Source organism: Flavobacterium anhuiense, from assembly GCF_050990855.1.
GTDB lineage: Bacteria > Bacteroidota > Bacteroidia > Flavobacteriales > Flavobacteriaceae > Flavobacterium > Flavobacterium anhuiense_C.
Window position 1 is genome coordinate 3,898,120 of the sequence record NZ_CP158861.1, and the last position, 16,958, is coordinate 3,915,077.

A 16,958-nucleotide genomic window follows, 5' to 3' on the forward strand; every position below is an offset into this window, starting at 1 on the left:
ATGAAAATTCAAATACAAAACGAAACTTTTACACTTCATCCAAGCGGAGCTGTTTTTTGGGAATCTAAAAAAATCATTATCATTTCTGATGTTCATTTGGGAAAAGTAACACATTTTAGAAAACACGGAATTGCAATTCCTCAAAATGCCGTTTCAGAGAATTTTAGAAGGATAACTGATGTTTTAGACTATTTTGAACCTGAAAAAATTATCTTTTTGGGAGATTTATTTCACAGTGCGAAAAATTCAGAATGGGATTTATTCGAAGAATGGATTTCAAATCACAATCAAGAAACGTACTTAGTTGAAGGAAATCACGATATAATTGACCAGAAACATTATTATCAAATTGGAATTCTTGTCGTTGATGTTTTACAAATTGATCATTTTTTCTTCACGCATCATCCAACAGAAAAAGACGATTTGTTTAATTTTGCAGGACACATTCATCCTGGAATAATCTTGCGCGGATTGGGAATGCAGAGCTTAAAACTGCGTTGTTTTTTTCAAAAACCAAACCAAATGATTTTGCCTGCTTTTGGAGAATTTACAGGAAAATTTATTCTGAAACCTGAAGAAGAGCATCTTGTTTATGCGATTGCTGGAGATGAAGTAGTTTTGATAAATAAAAGTAATTAAAAAAATATATCACTTTTATTTACAATATTTTAAAAATTATTATTTAAAGTAAAAAATAAAACCCAGTAAAACTAAATTCACTGGGTTTCTATTTATTTTCTAACGAAAAAATTACTGCTCATCGTTATTCATTGCCGACATCAAAAGCGTGTAAGCATTTTTGATTATCACTTTTGAAGAACTTGAAATTGCATCAGAAGTGATTTGAGTAAAACCTTCATTTTTAACTCCAGATTTAACTTCATTCATTTGATATTGATTATTCCCAATATCGGTAAAAACATAAAATTTTCCTTCCCAACGCACAACGGCATCTTCTGGAACCGTTAGCGCTTTTTGGTTTTCGATTTCAACTTCCGCATTCACAAAAAGTCCTGGCAAAAGATCAGGATTATAACTGTTCACATTACAAATGATTTCTGCTGCTCTATCTCCGTTTAAACTTTGGTTGATAAAAGCAATTTTTGCTGCATACTTCTTCGCATCTGAAGCATTTGTATACGCCATAACTGTTTGACCAATTGAAAGCGACGTCACATCTTTTTCGAATGCGTTTAAAGTCAGAACAATATCTTTTTTATCAATTAATTCGAAAAGCATATCCGTTGGATTTACATATTTTCCGATGTTGACATTTACTTTAGAAACCAAACCATTTATCGGCGAAATTACTTTTATCGTTTTGCTAATGTTCCCAACATTTAATGTTTTAGCATTAATTCCTAACAAGTTTAATTTTTGTTCTAAAGAAGACATGGTGATACGCTCCGTTCGCATTTCAGTCGTAATTTGCTCCAAAACTTTATCACTTGCCGCTTTGTTTGCATTTAACTCTTTCTGTCTTTTGTATTCATTTTGAGCCAGTTCGAACTTTTCTTTCGCCATTAGATAATTTTGCTGCAATTCTATAAACTGCATATCTTCTAAAACAGCTAAAACTTGACCTTTCTGAACGTTCATTCCCGCAATAAGATTGGTGCTTTTCACGTAACCTCCCAACGGAATACTGATACTAATTACGCTTTTTGGCGGAACCGTTACTGTACCTTGAAGTTGCAAAATCTCCTTTACATTCTTAATTGTTGGATTTCCATTTTCTAAACCAGCATTTTTAACTTGTTCAGGACTTAATTTAATGATGTCAATGCTTTTATTTTCAGCACTTTTGCTTTCTTCGTTTTTCTTCTTTCCGCAAGAAATTAGAAATAAAGCGCTTATAAACGCTACAATATATTTTTTCATTTTAAATATTATTAAGATTTTGTAATGTAACAACTGCTTTATTGTAAGCATTAAGTGCATCTAAATATTCACTTTTAATCGTAATAGCCTGATTGACTACCAAAACCCATTGCAAATAATCGATATCTCCGTTTTGCAATTGACTGCTTGACGCATCGATAATCGTTTGAGCATTTTTCAATCCATCAGTTTCATAATACTGTAAACTTTCTTGGTATTTTTTCAGCTCGCGATCTGCATTTTCAATGTTCGTTTTCACTTCTATTTTAGCTGCTTCAGAAAGTTCAACAAAGCTTTCGTATTCAGCTTTTGCTGCTCTTTTTCGTTCTGACTGGCTTGCAAAAAATATCGGAATTGAAAGCCCTGCATTTACATAATTAAATCTTTGCCCGCTACCGTAATAAACTTCTTGACCTACAGTATTAGTTTGAGAGCCAATAATGCTTAAATTATTGTATCCTAAAGTAATCTCGGGAAGCATTTTTGCACCTTCCGTTTTCCATCTGTACTTAGCCGATTCTGACTCAAACTGCGAACGCTGAACGGCAGGAAGATTGTCTGTTTTTAAATTTTTGATAGACGAACGATCTAAAACCGCTTTTAAATTTATCTTTTTTGGAGCGTGTTCCACTTTGTCTTGAAGAATGGCATTGAACGAATTCAAAGCAATTTCAATATCACGGTTTACCATTACCAATTGATTGCTATAGAATTGTCTCGCAGATTGTGAAGCGCTTTTTTCTAAAACATTTGCTTCTCCGGCTTTAAACCTTAGATCTGATTTTTTCTCCATAATTCTGTAGATAGAATCAGCATAAACTAGAAGCTCTTTTTTGCTGTTTAGCCACAAATAATCGTAGTAAATATTTCGAACACGCGTTTTTATTTCTTGTGAAGTCAATTGCACTTCTGCTTTTGCTTTATTGAAATCGGCTTTCAAAGCTTTTTTCTGATTGCTGTAAACCGTCGGAAAAGCAAAAGTCTGGCTGATTCCAAATCGAGTATCATTCTGCGCGCTATTAAACTGTCCGTAATCGGCGTCTATTTGCGTTTGCGGAATATTATAAGCCGCTTTCTGCAAATAGCTTTTAGATTGTTCATTCAATTTTGCCGATTTAACTATTCTGTTATTTTGAATCGCGATTGAAATCGATTCGTCAAGCGAAATTGGTAATTCTTGCGCATTTGCCATATTACCAATAAAAAGAATACTCAATAAAATGGTTAGATTATTCATGTGTTTTTTTCTTTTTTTAGTGAAAACTTTAGCGTGATACGTCATTAAATAAATGGCTGGTAATACAAAAAGCGTCAAAAGAGTTGCTGTTACTAGTCCGCCGATAACAACTGTTGCTAGTGGACGTTGCACCTCTGCTCCTGCACCATTACTTAAAGCCATTGGAAGAAAGCCTAAAGAAGCCACAGCAGCTGTCATCAATACAGGACGCAATCTGTTTTTTGTCCCTAAAAGAATAATATCAAAAGGATCTGTGATTTCTCCTTGTTTCTGAATTCGGTTGAACTCGGATATTAAAACAATTCCGTTTAAAACGGCTACACCAAAGAGTGCAATAAATCCAACACCAGCAGAAATACTAAAAGGCATATCGCGCATCACCAAAGCAAATACACCACCGATTGCCGATAATGGAATTGCTGTAAAAATGATAATTCCTTCTTTAAACGATCTGAAGGCAAAGTATAACAAAGCGAAAATCATTAATAAAGCTGCCGGAACAGCAACTCCTAATCTTGCTTTTGCTTGCTGCAGGTTTTCAAAAGCTCCTCCATAAGTAATATAATAACCTGGATCAAATTTGATTTGCTGATTCACTTTTTGCTGTAATTCTTCTACAATCGATTGAACGTCTCTTCCACGAACATTAAACCCAACAATGATTCTTCTTTTGGCATTTTCACGTTGAATCTGATTGGGACCTTCCACTTCTTCGACACTTGCTACTTGATAAAGCGGAATCTGCATTCCTGAAGGCGTTGCAATTAAAAGATTTCTAACATCTTCAATTCCTTTTCGTCCACTATCTTCAACACGAACGACCATATCAAAACGTTTTTCACCTTCGTAAATACTTCCTGCAACGGCTCCCGCGAAAGCGGCATTAATTGTTCTATTGATGTCAACCACTCGAAGACTATATTTCGCCATTTCTGCCCAATTGTAATCAATTACTATTTGTGGCATTCCGGTTACTTTTTCTACATATAAATCGGCTGCGCCTTCAACGGTTTTACTGATTGCTCCCAATTTTTCTGCATACTCAGAAAGTTTCTGAAGATCTTCTCCGTAAATTTTGCAAACCAAATCTTGTTTGGCTCCCGTCATTAATTCGTTAAAACGCATTTGAACAGGAAACTGAAAACCAGTTGTGACTCCAGGTGCGATTCGTTTGACCGTTTTAGTCATTTTATCAGCCAATTCAGGAAACGAAGAAGCACTTGTCCATTCTGATTTGTCTTTCAAAACAATAATCATGTCTCCACCTTCAATTGGCATCGGATCAGTCGGAATTTCAGCACTTCCGATTCTAGAAACCACTTGCTGTACTTCTGGATATCCTTTCTTTAATTCAGCAGAAATCTTCTCTATCGTTTTGGTTGTCGTAGAAAGATTGGTTCCTAACAGCAAACGCGTTTCAACAGCAAAATCTCCTTCTTCTAGTTGCGGAATAAACTCTCCTCCCATTCTTCCGAACAAGACAACAGTAATTCCGAAAAGCGCAAATGCGGCAATAACAATCCATTTTTTAATACCTAAAGCTTTCGTCAGCCAACCTTCGTAAGCATTTTCTAGCTTAGCCATTATACGATCAGAAAGATTCTTTTTATGGCTGATTTTTTTACTTAGAAATAAAGCGCTGATCATTGGTACATATGTCAGTGACAAAATAAAAGCTCCTAGAATGGCAAATGCAACAGTTTGCGCCATTGGTTTGAACATTTTGCCTTCAATTCCTTGCAGAGAAAGAATTGGCAAATACACAATCAGAATGATAATTTGTCCAAACACCGCCGCGTTCATCATACGCGCTGCCGAGCCTGTTACTTCCTTATCCATTTCCTCTTGCGAAATATTATTTACTATCTCGTATTTTTTAGAACTGTGAAGATGATGCAGAATGGCTTCTACAATAATTACGGCTCCGTCTACAATTAGTCCGAAGTCTAAAGCTCCAAGGCTCATTAAATTGCCGCTTACGCCAAAAGTATTCATCATGATAATGGCAAAAAGCATCGCTAACGGAATAACAGAAGCTACAATAAAACCAGCTCTAAGATTTCCTAAGAATAAAACTAGAATCAGAACAACGATTAAAGCACCTTCAATTAAGTTTTTTTGTACCGTTCCAATGGCATTATCTACCATTTTAGTTCTGTCCAAAAACGGTTCAATCTTTAAACCTTCAGGAAGAATCTTCTCGATTTGAGCAATTTTGTCTTTTACATTGACGATAACATTATTGGCATTTTCGCCTTTCAGCATCATGACGATTCCACCAACCGATTCTCCATATTCGTCAGTCGTTAAAGCACCGTATCGAATCGCAGAAGAAATCTTGACATCGGCAACATCTTTTACCAGAATAGGAAGTCCTCCTTGTGTGCTTTTAACCACAATATTTTCAATGTCTTTAATGCTTTTAGCTAAACCAGTACTTCTAATGTAAGAAACCGTTGGACCTTTCTCAATATAAGCTCCACCAGTGTTTTCATTACTGCTATTTAATGCGGTAAAAACTTCACTTATTGTTAAATTTTGAGCTTTTAATCGGGCTGGATTTACAGCAATTTCATACTGTTTTAATTTCCCTCCAAAAGTAGAAACATCGGCAATTCCTTGCGTTCCTAGGAGCTGTCTTCTGATGGTCCAATCTTGAATGGTTCGTAAATCTTCTAACGAATATTTTTCTTCGTAACCCGGTTTAGGCTTTAAAACATATTGGTAGATTTCTCCCAAACCCGTTGTTACAGGCGCCATTTCTGGCGAGTTAGCATTTCTGTCTATTTCTACCTGCTGGAGTCTTTCTGCAATTTGCTGACGAGCCCAATACACATCGGCATCGTCTTCAAAAACAACACTTACCAGCGAAAGTCCGAAGCGGGAAATACTTCTGCTTTCTTTTAAATTTGGAATATTGCTAATTGCTTGTTCAATCGGAAAAGTAATTAGCCTTTCTACATCTTCCGCGCCAAGCGAAGGAGCTGTTGTAATAATTTGCACCTGATTATTAGTGATGTCCGGCACAGCATCAATTGGTAATTGGGTAACCTCATACACACCGTAGACAATCCACAGCAGTGTAAAGATTCCAATTGCCAGTTTGTTCTTAACTGAGAACTGAATTACTTTATTAAGCATAATCTATTAATTAGAAAATAATAAATGAGTGACTGAAAACAATACGTCTCAGGCACTTGAATAAAAATTTTGAAATTAATTATGCAATTGGAGGTCTAAATAAAGAAAGGAGATTTGGATCTGAAAAAAGGTCAGATCGGTAAGTTGGAATTTTTGATTGTGGCAATTCCGGATTAAAAAGAACCGGAAGCAAATCTTTGTCGTCTAAAATGAAAACAAAATGTGCAGTACTACTAATTGTCTTAAAAGGAAGCCGCATGTCGCGATCGTCATCATTGTCGTTTAAATCTTCTCCCCAATAATGCATCGATAAGAAATCTACAAAACTTACATTTTGCAATTTATTATGCTCTTGATAGTGCTCAATAAGTATTGGCAGCTTATAAAACTGCTGCACAAAACTACTGTTGGAGGCAATGAGAAGGATAAATATGTAGACAATTGTTTTTCGCACGAAGCAAATTTAGCTTAATTTCTCTAAAATTTGACAATTTTCAACTGTTGAAAATCTCTTTTAACAATTTAGAAATATAGAAGATCACTTTTATTCCTAACCACATTGATGAAAGTATGCTTATTATCAAATTATCAAAATTCTAATCTATTCTGCTACTTCGTTGTACTATCAAACTACGAATGATTAAAAATTTCCAGTAGTATCTTTGTAATTTAAATTATGAGAAATAACTTTCTTTATTGACCTCTCTCTAAATTTGAAAACTATTATTTCTTTATCAAAAACCTAACAAAATTTCAAATAATAGCTAACATATAGGCTTTTAACTTAAAAAAAACTTCTTTATATTGATTTTAAATTTAATAATTTTTTTCTCATACAATTTAAAGTCATATATTTGAGATGGAAAATTCCAAAATCTAAAAGCAAAAAGCAAATGCAAAACAACGTACTAGGTGTCTTAAAAGAGCACGAAAACAAATTATTAACGATATGGTCTCAAATTCTTTCAGATAGCGGATCTGATGATGGAGCGGTTGAAGAAGAAGAGTCAAAAGAATTTGCTTCGCTCTTTTTAACTGCATTAGTAAAATCAGATGAAAAATATGAGAACTCACAAGAGTTTGAAAAAGTTCAAGATCTTATAGTAGGAATATCTACTTCTAGAGGAAAACGTGGTTTTTCGCCAAGAGAAAATGGGCAATATTTAATTTCATTTAAAGAAGCTGCATTTCGAATTCTTGCTGAATTAATAGAAGAGCCAAAAGCACTTTATGATGCTAATCTAAAATTAAGCGCAATTTTGGATAATATGATGATTATGACTTTTGAAGCCTTTATGAAAGGAAGAGAAGATGTAATCTCTAGACAAGTTGATGAAATTAGCGAAATTTCTACTCCTGTAATTACCGTTTGGGATGGCATTGTTGCTTTACCAATTATTGGAACTTTAGACAGCTCAAGAACACAAACTGTAATGGAAAGCCTTTTACAGCAAATTGTAGATACTGGAAGTTCTATTGCGATTTTGGATATTTCTGGTGTTCCTGCTGTAGATTCTCTTGTAGCGCAACACCTTATTAAGACAGTTAGTGCAACCCGTTTAATGGGAGCTGAATGTATCATTAGCGGTATTCGTCCAGAAATTGCGCAGACAGTTGTGCATTTAGGAATTGATCTAAGTGGTATTACTACCAAAGCTTCGTTGGCAAGCGCTTTAAAAGCAGCTTTTGAAATGCTTCAGTTAAGTGTTGTGAAGAAAAGAAAAATTGTAGAATAAAGATTTCGGGTTTTTATGGAAAGAATTCCTATACTAAAAATGGGAGATTTTCTGCTTGTAACTATCCAAGTAGATTTATATGATCAATTGGCAGAAAATCTTGAAACAGATTTAATAAATACCATTAGTAAACATAGTTCAAAAGGTGTACTAATAGACATCTCGGCAGTTTCCATTATAGATTCTTTTATGGGAAGAATTCTTGGAAACATTGCTGTCATGTCAAAAATATTAGATGCACAAACCGTTGTAGTAGGAATGCAACCCGCAGTTGCTATTACATTGGTAGAACTTGGATTATCTTTAAATGGAGTCATAAGTGCCTTAAATGTAGAAAAAGGTATGGATTTACTTCGCTCAAATATGCACATAAGCGATAACGAAGAGCTGGAGTATGACGACGATAACGAATAGTAAAGAAGAAGCCCCCGTTGTAAAAGAACAGGACGTTGTACCATTGCGCAATCGCGTAAAAGAATATGGTGTAAAAGCTGGTATGAGTATTTTAAATCAGACCAAACTTATTACGGCCACTAGTGAACTTTTGCGTAATCTGCTGAAATATGGAGGCGGCGGAAGAGTTATTATCGAGTCTGTGAGCAACGGACGCGATAATGGCGTACGCGTTACTTTTATTGATAACGGTCCTGGAATAGCAGATATATCTCTGGCAATGAAAGATGGATACAGCACCGGAAAAAGCATGGGATTAGGCTTACCAGGAACAAAAAGACTTGTCAACGAATTTGACATTAAATCAGAACTTGGAAACGGTACTACCGTTACTATAACAAAATGGAAAAATGGATAACACGTTTTCCACTTATAAAATTGATGATAGAAGTCTCATCGCTTTTATAAAAAGAGAAATACATAATCTTGCCCTTCAATTGGGTTTTACTCCGCATAGAGCCGCAGAAACAGATATTATTGTTGCAGAACTTACTTCAAATTTAATGAAATATGCAAACGGCGGTGAATTGCTTTATCGTGCGCATGTTGATGGAGAATATAATGAAATTGAAATTTATTGTCTGGATAAAGGTATCGGTTTTGATAATGTGGCCAAAATCATGAATGATGGCTATTCGTCTTCTAATACACTTGGACACGGTTTAGGTTCGATCAAAAGATTGAGCAATGATTTTCAAATTTACTCCATGAAAAACTGGGGCTGTGTGCAATATGTCAAAATCTGCGAAAAAGCAGATCTCGTACTTCCTACTGCCAAAAGTGGATTAAATACCAGTAGTATTGCTGTCAATTACCCAGGCGAAAAACTTTGCGGAGATGGGTATTATATAAAACAAACTAGCAAAGGTTTTCAGATATTTGTAGGCGACGGATTAGGACATGGAGAAAGTGCCAATGAAGCAGTTGAAGCTGCAATAAAGGCCTTTAGACAATCTGGAGCGTCAGATCCGTCAGCTATTTTAAGAGATATTCATTCAACAGTAAAGAAAACAAGAGGATTAGTTGCGACAATAGCATCTGTAGATTATAAGTCTGAAGTTTGGAATATTTGCGGTATTGGAAACATTAATACTCGAATATACAATGGATTAGAGAATAAAACCTATACGCCTTATAACGGAATAATTGGTCATAATATTCCGCGAACTTTGAACAATACAGTTGTTCCTTATAAAAAGCATCAAATCATTATTATGCACAGTGACGGTTTGCGTACACGATGGAATTTAAACGACTTAACTTCTATTTTTAAGCACAGTCCTGGCATAATAGCATCGGCACTTTACAAGGAAAATGTAAGAGGTACTGACGACGCCACTATATTGGTAGGTAAAATAAATTGAGCATGATAAAAGAGATCATACAAATAAATCTTGATAACGAAATGGACTTAATATTGGCCCATAAACGTTGTATGAAAATTGCAGAAATGTGTGGTATGGCCTCTTCATTTCAAACTCGATTTTCGACCGCAGTATCTGAGGTTGCCAGATGCGCTATTGCAAAAGGCACCAATTCTCTATTAGTTTTAGGACTTAATATTGTAAAAGCTACCCAAAAAGAAATTATTGCTGTAATTACAGATACAGCCGATTTAAAAAGTTGCAGCCCAGAAGCTTTTCTTTATGCTTCTAAAATTTCTGGAAATATCCAATACACTTATGCTAACAATCAATCGGTAACGAGAATAAGCCAGCCCATTACTTCGCCTGGACTTTTATCTGAAGCGAAGATCAAAAGCATTATCGATTATTTTAAATTTGAACCGCCTTTATCTCCGTACGACGAAATTAGAAAGAAGAATATTGAGCTTATTGCTCTTTCAGAAAAATTGGCTGAAAGTGAAAACAAATACAAACAATTAGCCAATACGATTCCGATTTTAATTTGCGTTTTAAATGAGCGCAACAACGTTTTATTGGTAAACGAATCTCTAGAAAATTATCTCGAAATACCTTTACTTGCTTTCGATCGCAAAACTTTAATCAATTTTGTTCATCCTGAAGATATTGATGGAGTTTTGGAAGGCTGGAACAAAGCCAAACAAAACCGTACTACTTTCTTGGAAGAAATAAGAATTAAAAATGGTTCTGAATATATTTGGCATTTAATTTCTATAGTTCCAAATAAAACTGAAGACGGAAGTTTTAATAGCTGGCTGGTTTATTTTGTTGACATCAACGCACAGAAAATGATGGTGGAAACGTTGAAAGACAACACCGAATTAAAATTAATCAAAAATGAACTGGAAACCGCCAACTCTAAACTTCGTTTTAAAAACAAAGAGTTAGAGCAGTTTGCTTATATTGCCAGTCATGATCTTCAAGAACCGCTTCGAAAAATCATGATTATGCTTTCTCGTGCTGGAGAACATTTGAGCGAAGATGAAAAGAAAAAGTATTACTTCGACCGAATTACACTTGCAGCGGGAAGACTATCCAACTTAATTACCGATGTCCTTAATTACTCTAGAATAGATAATCAGCAGCAATTTTCTAAAGAAGTAGATCTTAATCAGATACTTATAGAAGTTTTAGGTGACTTAAGTTTGGTTATTGAAGAAAAGAACGCAGTGGTTAACATAAGTCCTCTTCCAAAAGTTTTTGGTCTTGACACACAGCTCCGTCAATTGTTCTATAACTTAATCAACAACTCTCTTAAATTCAATACCGCAGAGCCTTGTGTAACGGTATCTTATAAAGATATTCCAAAAGACGAAAACGAACCTGTGGGAGCTGCAAATTATGAGGTAATTGCGATTTCCGACAACGGAATTGGAATGGATAGCCAATATTCAAATAGAATTTTTGACATGTTCCAGCGCCTCCATGAAAGAGATCAATATGGAGGAAATGGTATTGGGTTAGCCCTCTGCCGACGTATTATTGAAAATCACAACGGCATCATAACTTTTAGCAGTAAACCAAACGAAGGAACTACTTTCTGGATTTATCTTCCAAAAAAATAATTTTATTTTCTTCTAAGCCAATCCTTCCAAATGTTGAAAAACAGGAATTAAGGCTTTTCCTTTTTCTGTCAAATTGTATTCGATATGAAGCGGTTTCAGCTTAATCGTTACTTTTTCTAAAAGTCCTTCTTCTTCCAATTCTTTTAAGGCTGTAGCCAAAGATTGCTTATTTGAGCCTTGAATTTGGCGTAGTAAATTATTAAAACGCAAAGGCGATTCTACAGCCAAACGAAAAATTTCTGCTTTCCATTTGCCTGATAACATCTTCAGTAATCTTTGTGCTGGACAAGTTTCTGTTTCTTCCATAATTATTGCGGGTAGTCAAAAAAAAATGACCTATTGTTTTGGATTTTTTTTTGGCTAAAATTTGTTGTTATTCTAAAGTAAAAGTATAAAATGAAAGCAAAGAAACCAAGCGAAATGAGCGTTGAAGAGCTATTAAAAACACAAAAAACAATTAAAACTACAATTAGGATTTTAATTCTAATTGCAATTTTACTGCTTCTCATAATTATGTATATATTCCTCGAAAAAGGTTTTTTAGGGTTGATGCTAGTTCCTTTTTCGATGGTAATACATAGTATCAATTCCAATTTCATCAAAGAAGTAAAGAATAAAATCGCAATTAGAAGCTTAAGTTAGTCCCTATCAATAAAAAGGTTCGTTTTTTATAAATTTAATTTTTCTTAACTGAAAGTCTTTCAAAAAAAATTAAATTTGGGCTCCCAAATAAGCCTTTAAATTATGATCATTAGCAAAAAGACCTTTTATTTTTTCTCCCTATTTTCACTTATTTTATTCTCGCAGTTTAACTACGCTCAACAGGAGAAAACAGTTAAAAAAGAAAGCCGAGGAAGATTATTTAACGACACTACAGCTACAGACAGTGATTACTTGACAGCCATTGAAAAAGCTGGAGAAGTACTAGAATCTGCTTATAACGATATTGATTTTGCAGGCGATACGCGTCATCTTTTTGGCGATATGAAACGCACAGAAAGTAAACTGGAATTAATTTTAGCCAGTTTAAAAGGCGCAAATCCGAATGTGCGAAACCAGCAGATGTACCGTATTGTTTTACAAGAAATCCAACAAGAATTGGAAGAACAAAACAAAGCGATTAACGATCGAAATCTGAATCTTGAAAACATTAAAAAACGAGTAATTGATCTTCGCAAAGACAAAACTTTAATGACTTTATTAAAGGATACTATTCGTCGTAAACAGTTTCAAAAAGAATTCGGAAATCTTAGAAAAAGATATGTGGCTACTGATAGTTTGATGACTAAAAATCAAACTACTTTAAACAGCAAAAAAAGACTGACCGTACAGCGAAAGATCTCCGTTTCTAACGCTTTGGCTACTGTTGAAAGCAAACTGGAAAAATCTGGCATCAGTATTTTTAGAAAAGAATATCCTTCTTTATGGCAGATTAGCGATTCTGTTGCCAAGAAACGAGTAACGCACAATATTGGAGCCAAAATTATAATTGAAGAAAATGTGGCTGCCTATTATCTGAGTTATAAAGCTGGCGGACTTATTACGCTATGTTTCTTTATGGGGCTTCTGTTTTGGTATATTTCTCGAAATATCAAATACCTTAAAACAAATGGTTATGCCGAAAATCTACAACTTTTAAACTTTAAATATTTAAACCGAGGTATTTTACTGCCTGTTTTGGTTATTTTATTAAACATTGCAGTAGTCACCAATTTATACGCTCCTGCTCTTTTTTTAGAATTAATTCAGCTTTTTCTTTTAGGAGTTTTAATCTTCCTCTTCAAAAATCAATGGTCTGGGGTTGCCATGAGAAATTGGCTTTTCCTTTTAGGACTATTCTTTGCACTTTGCTTTTTGGATTTGTTTATCACCATTGGATTATTACAGCGTTTTGCTTTTGTTGCAATCAATATTTTAGGAATTCGTTACGGTTTAGTTCAGATTAAAACACTTAAAGAAGAACTTTATATAAAGGGCTTTTTTAAATGGGCAAGCATCATTTTTATCGGATTAAATGTTTTGTCTATTCTCTACAATTTATTTGGAAGAGTTTCACTTTCTAATATGTTAAGCCTTACCGCTTTTATATCACTTACTCAAATTGTTGCTTTAAGCGTTCTTTTGAAGATTATTCTAGAAATTATCCTTCTTCAAATTTACACGACTAGAGTAAAAAGAGGAATCGAAAAAATGTTTGATTACGAAAGTTTATCAGATACTTTAAAAAAGCCATTCATCATTGTAATCAGTTATATGTGGCTGATCGTAATTGCATCCAATTTGAATATCTGGGAGTTGCTTCGCGGTTCTTTAACAAAACTGTTAAGCCATCCAAATACCATAGGAAGTATTACGTTTACGCTTGGTAATATCGTTTTATTCTTTATTATTATCTGGGCAGCGCACTTATTACAAAAATATGTGGCTTATTTCTTTGGAGAAATTGACGATGAAAACGAGGAAAATATCAATAAAAGACAGCATTCAAAATTGCTTATTACAAGATTGGTTGTTTTAATAAGCGGTTATCTTCTTGCTGTTGCAGCTTCTGGAATGCCATTAGACAAATTGAGTATTCTTTTGGGAGCTTTAGGTGTCGGTGTCGGACTTGGACTTCAAAATATCGTAAATAATTTTGTATCAGGGATTATCTTGATTTTTGATAAACCCATTCAGGTTGGGGATGTTGTAGAAATCAGTTCAGAATCGGGGCGCATTAAATCGATGGGATTGCGTACCACTAAAATCAATGCGCCAAACGGTGCCGAAATCATTATTCCGAATGGTAATTTATTGTCCCAAAATATTACCAATTGGACGTATACAGACAATTTCAAATTGGTCGAAATCACTTTTGAAATCAATGGAGAAACAATTCCAGAAGAAATTAATACGGTTGTTAATGAAACGCTGGCTAATCTTCCGTTAGTAAACAATTCAAAACCATCACAAATATACTACAGCGCAATTTCTGACGGCAAATATAAATTGCTAATCAAGTTCTGGTGTAGTATTTACAGAACAGAAGAAACGATAAGTTCTGCCAGACAAGAACTGTATGTAAATTTCAAAAATAAAGGATTAACTTTTTCAAGCTAATCCATATAATGAATGTGAAATTGAGAGCTGTCCCACAAAGACAGCTCTTTTTTTATTACAAAACATTTCTGTTTTCTTATCTAAACAGCTTGTCAGCGCTGTAAAACAGGGGACAAATAAGGGACAAATCAATAGCCACTATAAACTCAAAACACGAGATTTCATACTTTTATCCATTTATGATATTCTAACAGATAGGGTCTGTACACTAGATCTCGTCTAATTGCTAAAACAAAAATTCTACTTTTATAATCTTTTACAAACACAGATAATTTAACTGAAATAATATTCTTGTTGTAATTATCAGAAACAGAAACAACGTTGTGATATTTATGTAAACTTCTAAAAACTCTGAATATTACGCTACTGATTTTCAGCACTAAATAAAAAAAGAGGTGTTTTTACCTATTTTAAAAAGCTAAGGAAACTGTAGTTTTGTACCTCTAAATTAAACTTTAGTCTTTTTATAAGAAATTAAACATAGAAAAATCAATTCATGTAAGAATAAATCTTTTATCAACTTTTAAATATAAAACTCTAATTAAAATCGATAGTCAAACTCAAATACCATTTAACATATGAAAAAAAACTACCTTTTAACATTTCTTCTAATCTTGTCTACTAATTTTCTTTCTGCTCAGGCGATAGGCTATTTAGGAGAAATTCGTCTATTTGCAGGCACTTTTGCGCCCAAATACTGGGCAATTTGTGACGGCAGTTTATTGCCAATAAATCGATACAGCACTCTTTATAGCGTCATTGGCAATCAATATGGTGGTGATGGAATTAGCACATTTGCGGTTCCTGATCTACGTAGCAGAGTTCCTGTTGGAGCAGGCCAATTGCCAGGCGGTTCTAATTACATAGCAGGAGACCAAGCAGGTCAAGAAAATATCACTCTTTTATCTAGCGAAATGCCTCTTCACGCTCATTCTGTTGCAATTGCTGTCAGTAACGAAAACGCATCTACAACACTTCCTACTTCGACTTCAAGCATTGCTGTCTCTGGAATGAATTCAGGTAGAGCTTTTGTAACCAATTCAGGTTACAGCACCACTACAAACACCGTTGACATTCAATCAATTACCACTAATCCAACAGGTTCAGGACAACCTCTTCAGTTATCAAGGCCTAGTCTCGGATTAATTTATATTATCGCTTTAGAAGGATACTATCCAACACGTCAATAAATTTTTATCATATGAAAAAATACTACTTACTAGTACTTATTCTACTACTATTTACTGGAACAACATACGCACAAGACGAGCAGTTTGTAGGAGAGATAAGAATATTTGGAGGCAATTATGCACCAAAAGGTTGGATGAAGTGCGAAGGGCAAATTCTTGCAATTCAGACAAACCAGTATTTATTTTCCCTTTTAGGCACGACTTACGGAGGCAATGGAACCACTAATTTTGCTCTTCCAGATCTGAGAGATAGAATGGCGATTGGTGTTAGCCAAACTAATTATCCGCTAAGTCAAGTTAATTTAGGTCAGGTAAATCCCGGCAACAATACCATAAAAACGGTTAATTTGCCTCCTCACACTCATTCTGCTACAATTAAAGCTTCTTCATCAGTAGGAAATTCAAAAGTGCCTTCTACAGCAGTTTCAATTGCTGCACCGATTCAGAACTTTAATAATTCTGAACGCAACATTAATTATTACAATTCGTCTGCTAAAGATGTAACACTCCCTGTTACAAGTCTGTCTGTATCAACTGCAGGCGCAGGAAGCCCTGTGGCACTTCAACCATTTTTATCAACTAATTATTGCATCGCAGTGCAAGGAATTTATCCATCTCGTAATTAATAAAAATGAAAAAAATATACCTTTTAATAACCGTTTTATTCTTCTGTACAAAACTAACTTATGCCCAAGATCCTTACCTCGGAGAGATTCGAATTTTTGCAGGCAATTATGCTCCTCCAGGTTGGGCTATTTGTGATGGTAGAACATTACAAATTAGCGATAATGATGCTCTTTATACTTTACTAGGCACCACTTATGGTGGAGATGGTGTAACAAACTTTGGTTTACCCGATTTACGAGGCCGTGTTGCAACAGGAGCTTCGTCTAATTCAGCTTTAGGAACTAAAGCAGGAGTAGAATATGTTACCTTAACTCAAGCTAATCTTCCGTCCCATACTCACACAGCGAGCATTAAAGTAAGTTCAGCGAAGGCAACATCACATGTTCCAACTGCTAATGCTTCAATTGCTTCTCCTTCTATAACGGTCAACAATATAACAAGAGACATATTGGGTTATAACGAAAAAACTCCTAATGCTGCTTTAGCTCCAGTAACTTCAACTCCTGCAGGTAATAGTTTACCAATAAATGTAATGCAACCCTATACAGTAGTTAATTATATAATAGCTCTATATGGAATATATCCTATTAGAAATTAAAACAAAT

General features: G+C 34.6%; 14 protein-coding genes. 10 read left to right on the top strand and 4 right to left on the bottom strand.

Going from position 1 to position 16,958, the window contains the following annotated elements; translation table 11 throughout:
* Positions 1 to 639 (top strand): ligase-associated DNA damage response endonuclease PdeM, encoded by a 639-nt coding sequence (gene pdeM, locus ABTV69_RS17380; protein ID WP_433830986.1) that lies wholly within the window; start codon positions 1 to 3, stop codon positions 637 to 639.
* A 111-nt stretch (positions 640 to 750) separates the two neighbouring features.
* Here the strand turns inward: pdeM and ABTV69_RS17385 are convergent, their stop codons facing one another.
* From ABTV69_RS17385 to ABTV69_RS17395, 3 genes are all read right to left on the bottom strand, one after another.
* Positions 751 to 1,881 carry an efflux RND transporter periplasmic adaptor subunit gene (locus ABTV69_RS17385; protein ID WP_433830988.1) on the bottom strand — a complete coding sequence of 377 codons (1,131 nt, stop codon included), beginning with the start codon at positions 1,879 to 1,881 and terminating at the stop codon, positions 751 to 753.
* A gap of 1 nt (position 1,882) precedes the next feature.
* A complete protein-coding gene (locus tag ABTV69_RS17390) occupies positions 1,883 to 6,259 on the bottom strand; it encodes a CusA/CzcA family heavy metal efflux RND transporter (protein WP_433830990.1) in 4,377 nt (1,458 codons plus the stop codon).
* Between the two features lie 79 nt (positions 6,260 to 6,338).
* On the bottom strand, positions 6,339 to 6,656 hold the full coding sequence (locus ABTV69_RS17395; protein WP_433830992.1) for a hypothetical protein: 318 nt from the start codon (positions 6,654 to 6,656) through the stop codon (positions 6,339 to 6,341).
* Between the two features lie 496 nt (positions 6,657 to 7,152).
* On the opposite strand from ABTV69_RS17395, the gene ABTV69_RS17400 reads away from it, so the two are divergent.
* The 5 genes from ABTV69_RS17400 (at position 7,153) to ABTV69_RS17420 (ending at position 11,437) form a co-directional block, all read left to right on the top strand.
* Positions 7,153 to 7,995 carry an STAS domain-containing protein gene (locus ABTV69_RS17400; protein ID WP_433830994.1) on the top strand — a complete coding sequence of 281 codons (843 nt, stop codon included), beginning with the start codon at positions 7,153 to 7,155 and terminating at the stop codon, positions 7,993 to 7,995.
* Between the two features lie 15 nt (positions 7,996 to 8,010).
* Complete coding sequence (locus ABTV69_RS17405; RefSeq protein WP_433830996.1) at positions 8,011 to 8,409, top strand: STAS domain-containing protein; 399 nt, start codon at positions 8,011 to 8,013, stop codon at positions 8,407 to 8,409.
* Positions 8,390 to 8,806, top strand: coding sequence for an anti-sigma regulatory factor (locus ABTV69_RS17410; RefSeq protein ID WP_223711099.1), 417 nt, complete (start codon positions 8,390 to 8,392; stop codon positions 8,804 to 8,806). Before ABTV69_RS17405 ends, ABTV69_RS17410 begins: the two co-directional genes overlap by 20 nt.
* A complete protein-coding gene (locus tag ABTV69_RS17415; RefSeq protein WP_433830998.1) occupies positions 8,799 to 9,812 on the top strand; it encodes a SpoIIE family protein phosphatase in 1,014 nt (337 codons plus the stop codon). The genes ABTV69_RS17410 and ABTV69_RS17415 overlap by 8 nt, the downstream gene beginning before the upstream one ends.
* A 71-nt stretch (positions 9,813 to 9,883) precedes the next feature.
* Complete coding sequence (locus ABTV69_RS17420) at positions 9,884 to 11,437, top strand: sensor histidine kinase (protein ID WP_433831000.1); 1,554 nt, start codon at positions 9,884 to 9,886, stop codon at positions 11,435 to 11,437.
* Between the two features lie 12 nt (positions 11,438 to 11,449).
* Here ABTV69_RS17420 and ABTV69_RS17425 read toward each other — a convergent pair whose 3' ends face one another.
* Entirely contained in the window at positions 11,450 to 11,743 is a 294-nt protein-coding gene (locus ABTV69_RS17425) for a winged helix-turn-helix transcriptional regulator (RefSeq protein ID WP_433831002.1), read from the bottom strand.
* A gap of 438 nt (positions 11,744 to 12,181) precedes the next feature.
* Between ABTV69_RS17425 and ABTV69_RS17430 the strand changes: the two genes are divergently transcribed.
* From ABTV69_RS17430 to ABTV69_RS17445, 4 genes are all read left to right on the top strand, one after another.
* Positions 12,182 to 14,536 carry a mechanosensitive ion channel family protein gene (locus ABTV69_RS17430; RefSeq protein WP_433831004.1) on the top strand — a complete coding sequence of 785 codons (2,355 nt, stop codon included), beginning with the start codon at positions 12,182 to 12,184 and terminating at the stop codon, positions 14,534 to 14,536.
* A 578-nt stretch (positions 14,537 to 15,114) separates the two neighbouring features.
* The gene (locus ABTV69_RS17435; RefSeq protein WP_433831006.1) at positions 15,115 to 15,726 is read left to right on the top strand and encodes a phage tail protein; all 612 of its coding nucleotides are present in this window, start codon (positions 15,115 to 15,117) and stop codon (positions 15,724 to 15,726) included.
* 11 nt (positions 15,727 to 15,737) lie between these two features.
* Positions 15,738 to 16,352: a phage tail protein gene (locus ABTV69_RS17440; RefSeq protein ID WP_433831008.1), complete on the top strand. Its 615-nt coding sequence runs from the start codon at positions 15,738 to 15,740 to the stop codon at positions 16,350 to 16,352.
* A 5-nt stretch (positions 16,353 to 16,357) separates the two neighbouring features.
* The gene (locus tag ABTV69_RS17445; RefSeq protein WP_433831010.1) at positions 16,358 to 16,951 is read left to right on the top strand and encodes a phage tail protein; all 594 of its coding nucleotides are present in this window, start codon (positions 16,358 to 16,360) and stop codon (positions 16,949 to 16,951) included.
* Positions 16,952 to 16,958 lie beyond the last annotated feature (7 nt).

Bases quoted from the DNA above. Each gene is read 5' to 3' on its own strand.
- ABTV69_RS17400 (WP_433830994.1), top strand. From the start codon at position 7,153: ATGCAAAACAACGTACTAGGTGTCTTAAAAGAGCACGAAAACAAATTA.
- pdeM (WP_433830986.1), top strand. From the start codon at position 1: ATGAAAATTCAAATACAAAACGAAACTTTTACACTTCATCCAAGCGGA.
- ABTV69_RS17390 (WP_433830990.1), bottom strand. From the start codon at position 6,259: ATGCTTAATAAAGTAATTCAGTTCTCAGTTAAGAACAAACTGGCAATT.
- ABTV69_RS17410 (WP_223711099.1), top strand. From the start codon at position 8,390: ATGACGACGATAACGAATAGTAAAGAAGAAGCCCCCGTTGTAAAAGAA.
- ABTV69_RS17445 (WP_433831010.1), top strand. From the start codon at position 16,358: ATGAAAAAAATATACCTTTTAATAACCGTTTTATTCTTCTGTACAAAA.
- ABTV69_RS17435 (WP_433831006.1), top strand. From the start codon at position 15,115: ATGAAAAAAAACTACCTTTTAACATTTCTTCTAATCTTGTCTACTAAT.
- ABTV69_RS17405 (WP_433830996.1), top strand. From the start codon at position 8,011: ATGGAAAGAATTCCTATACTAAAAATGGGAGATTTTCTGCTTGTAACT.
- ABTV69_RS17415 (WP_433830998.1), top strand. From the start codon at position 8,799: ATGGATAACACGTTTTCCACTTATAAAATTGATGATAGAAGTCTCATC.
- ABTV69_RS17420 (WP_433831000.1), top strand. From the start codon at position 9,884: ATGAAAATTGCAGAAATGTGTGGTATGGCCTCTTCATTTCAAACTCGA.
- ABTV69_RS17385 (WP_433830988.1), bottom strand. From the start codon at position 1,881: ATGAAAAAATATATTGTAGCGTTTATAAGCGCTTTATTTCTAATTTCT.
- ABTV69_RS17425 (WP_433831002.1), bottom strand. From the start codon at position 11,743: ATGGAAGAAACAGAAACTTGTCCAGCACAAAGATTACTGAAGATGTTA.
- ABTV69_RS17440 (WP_433831008.1), top strand. From the start codon at position 15,738: ATGAAAAAATACTACTTACTAGTACTTATTCTACTACTATTTACTGGA.
- ABTV69_RS17430 (WP_433831004.1), top strand. From the start codon at position 12,182: ATGATCATTAGCAAAAAGACCTTTTATTTTTTCTCCCTATTTTCACTT.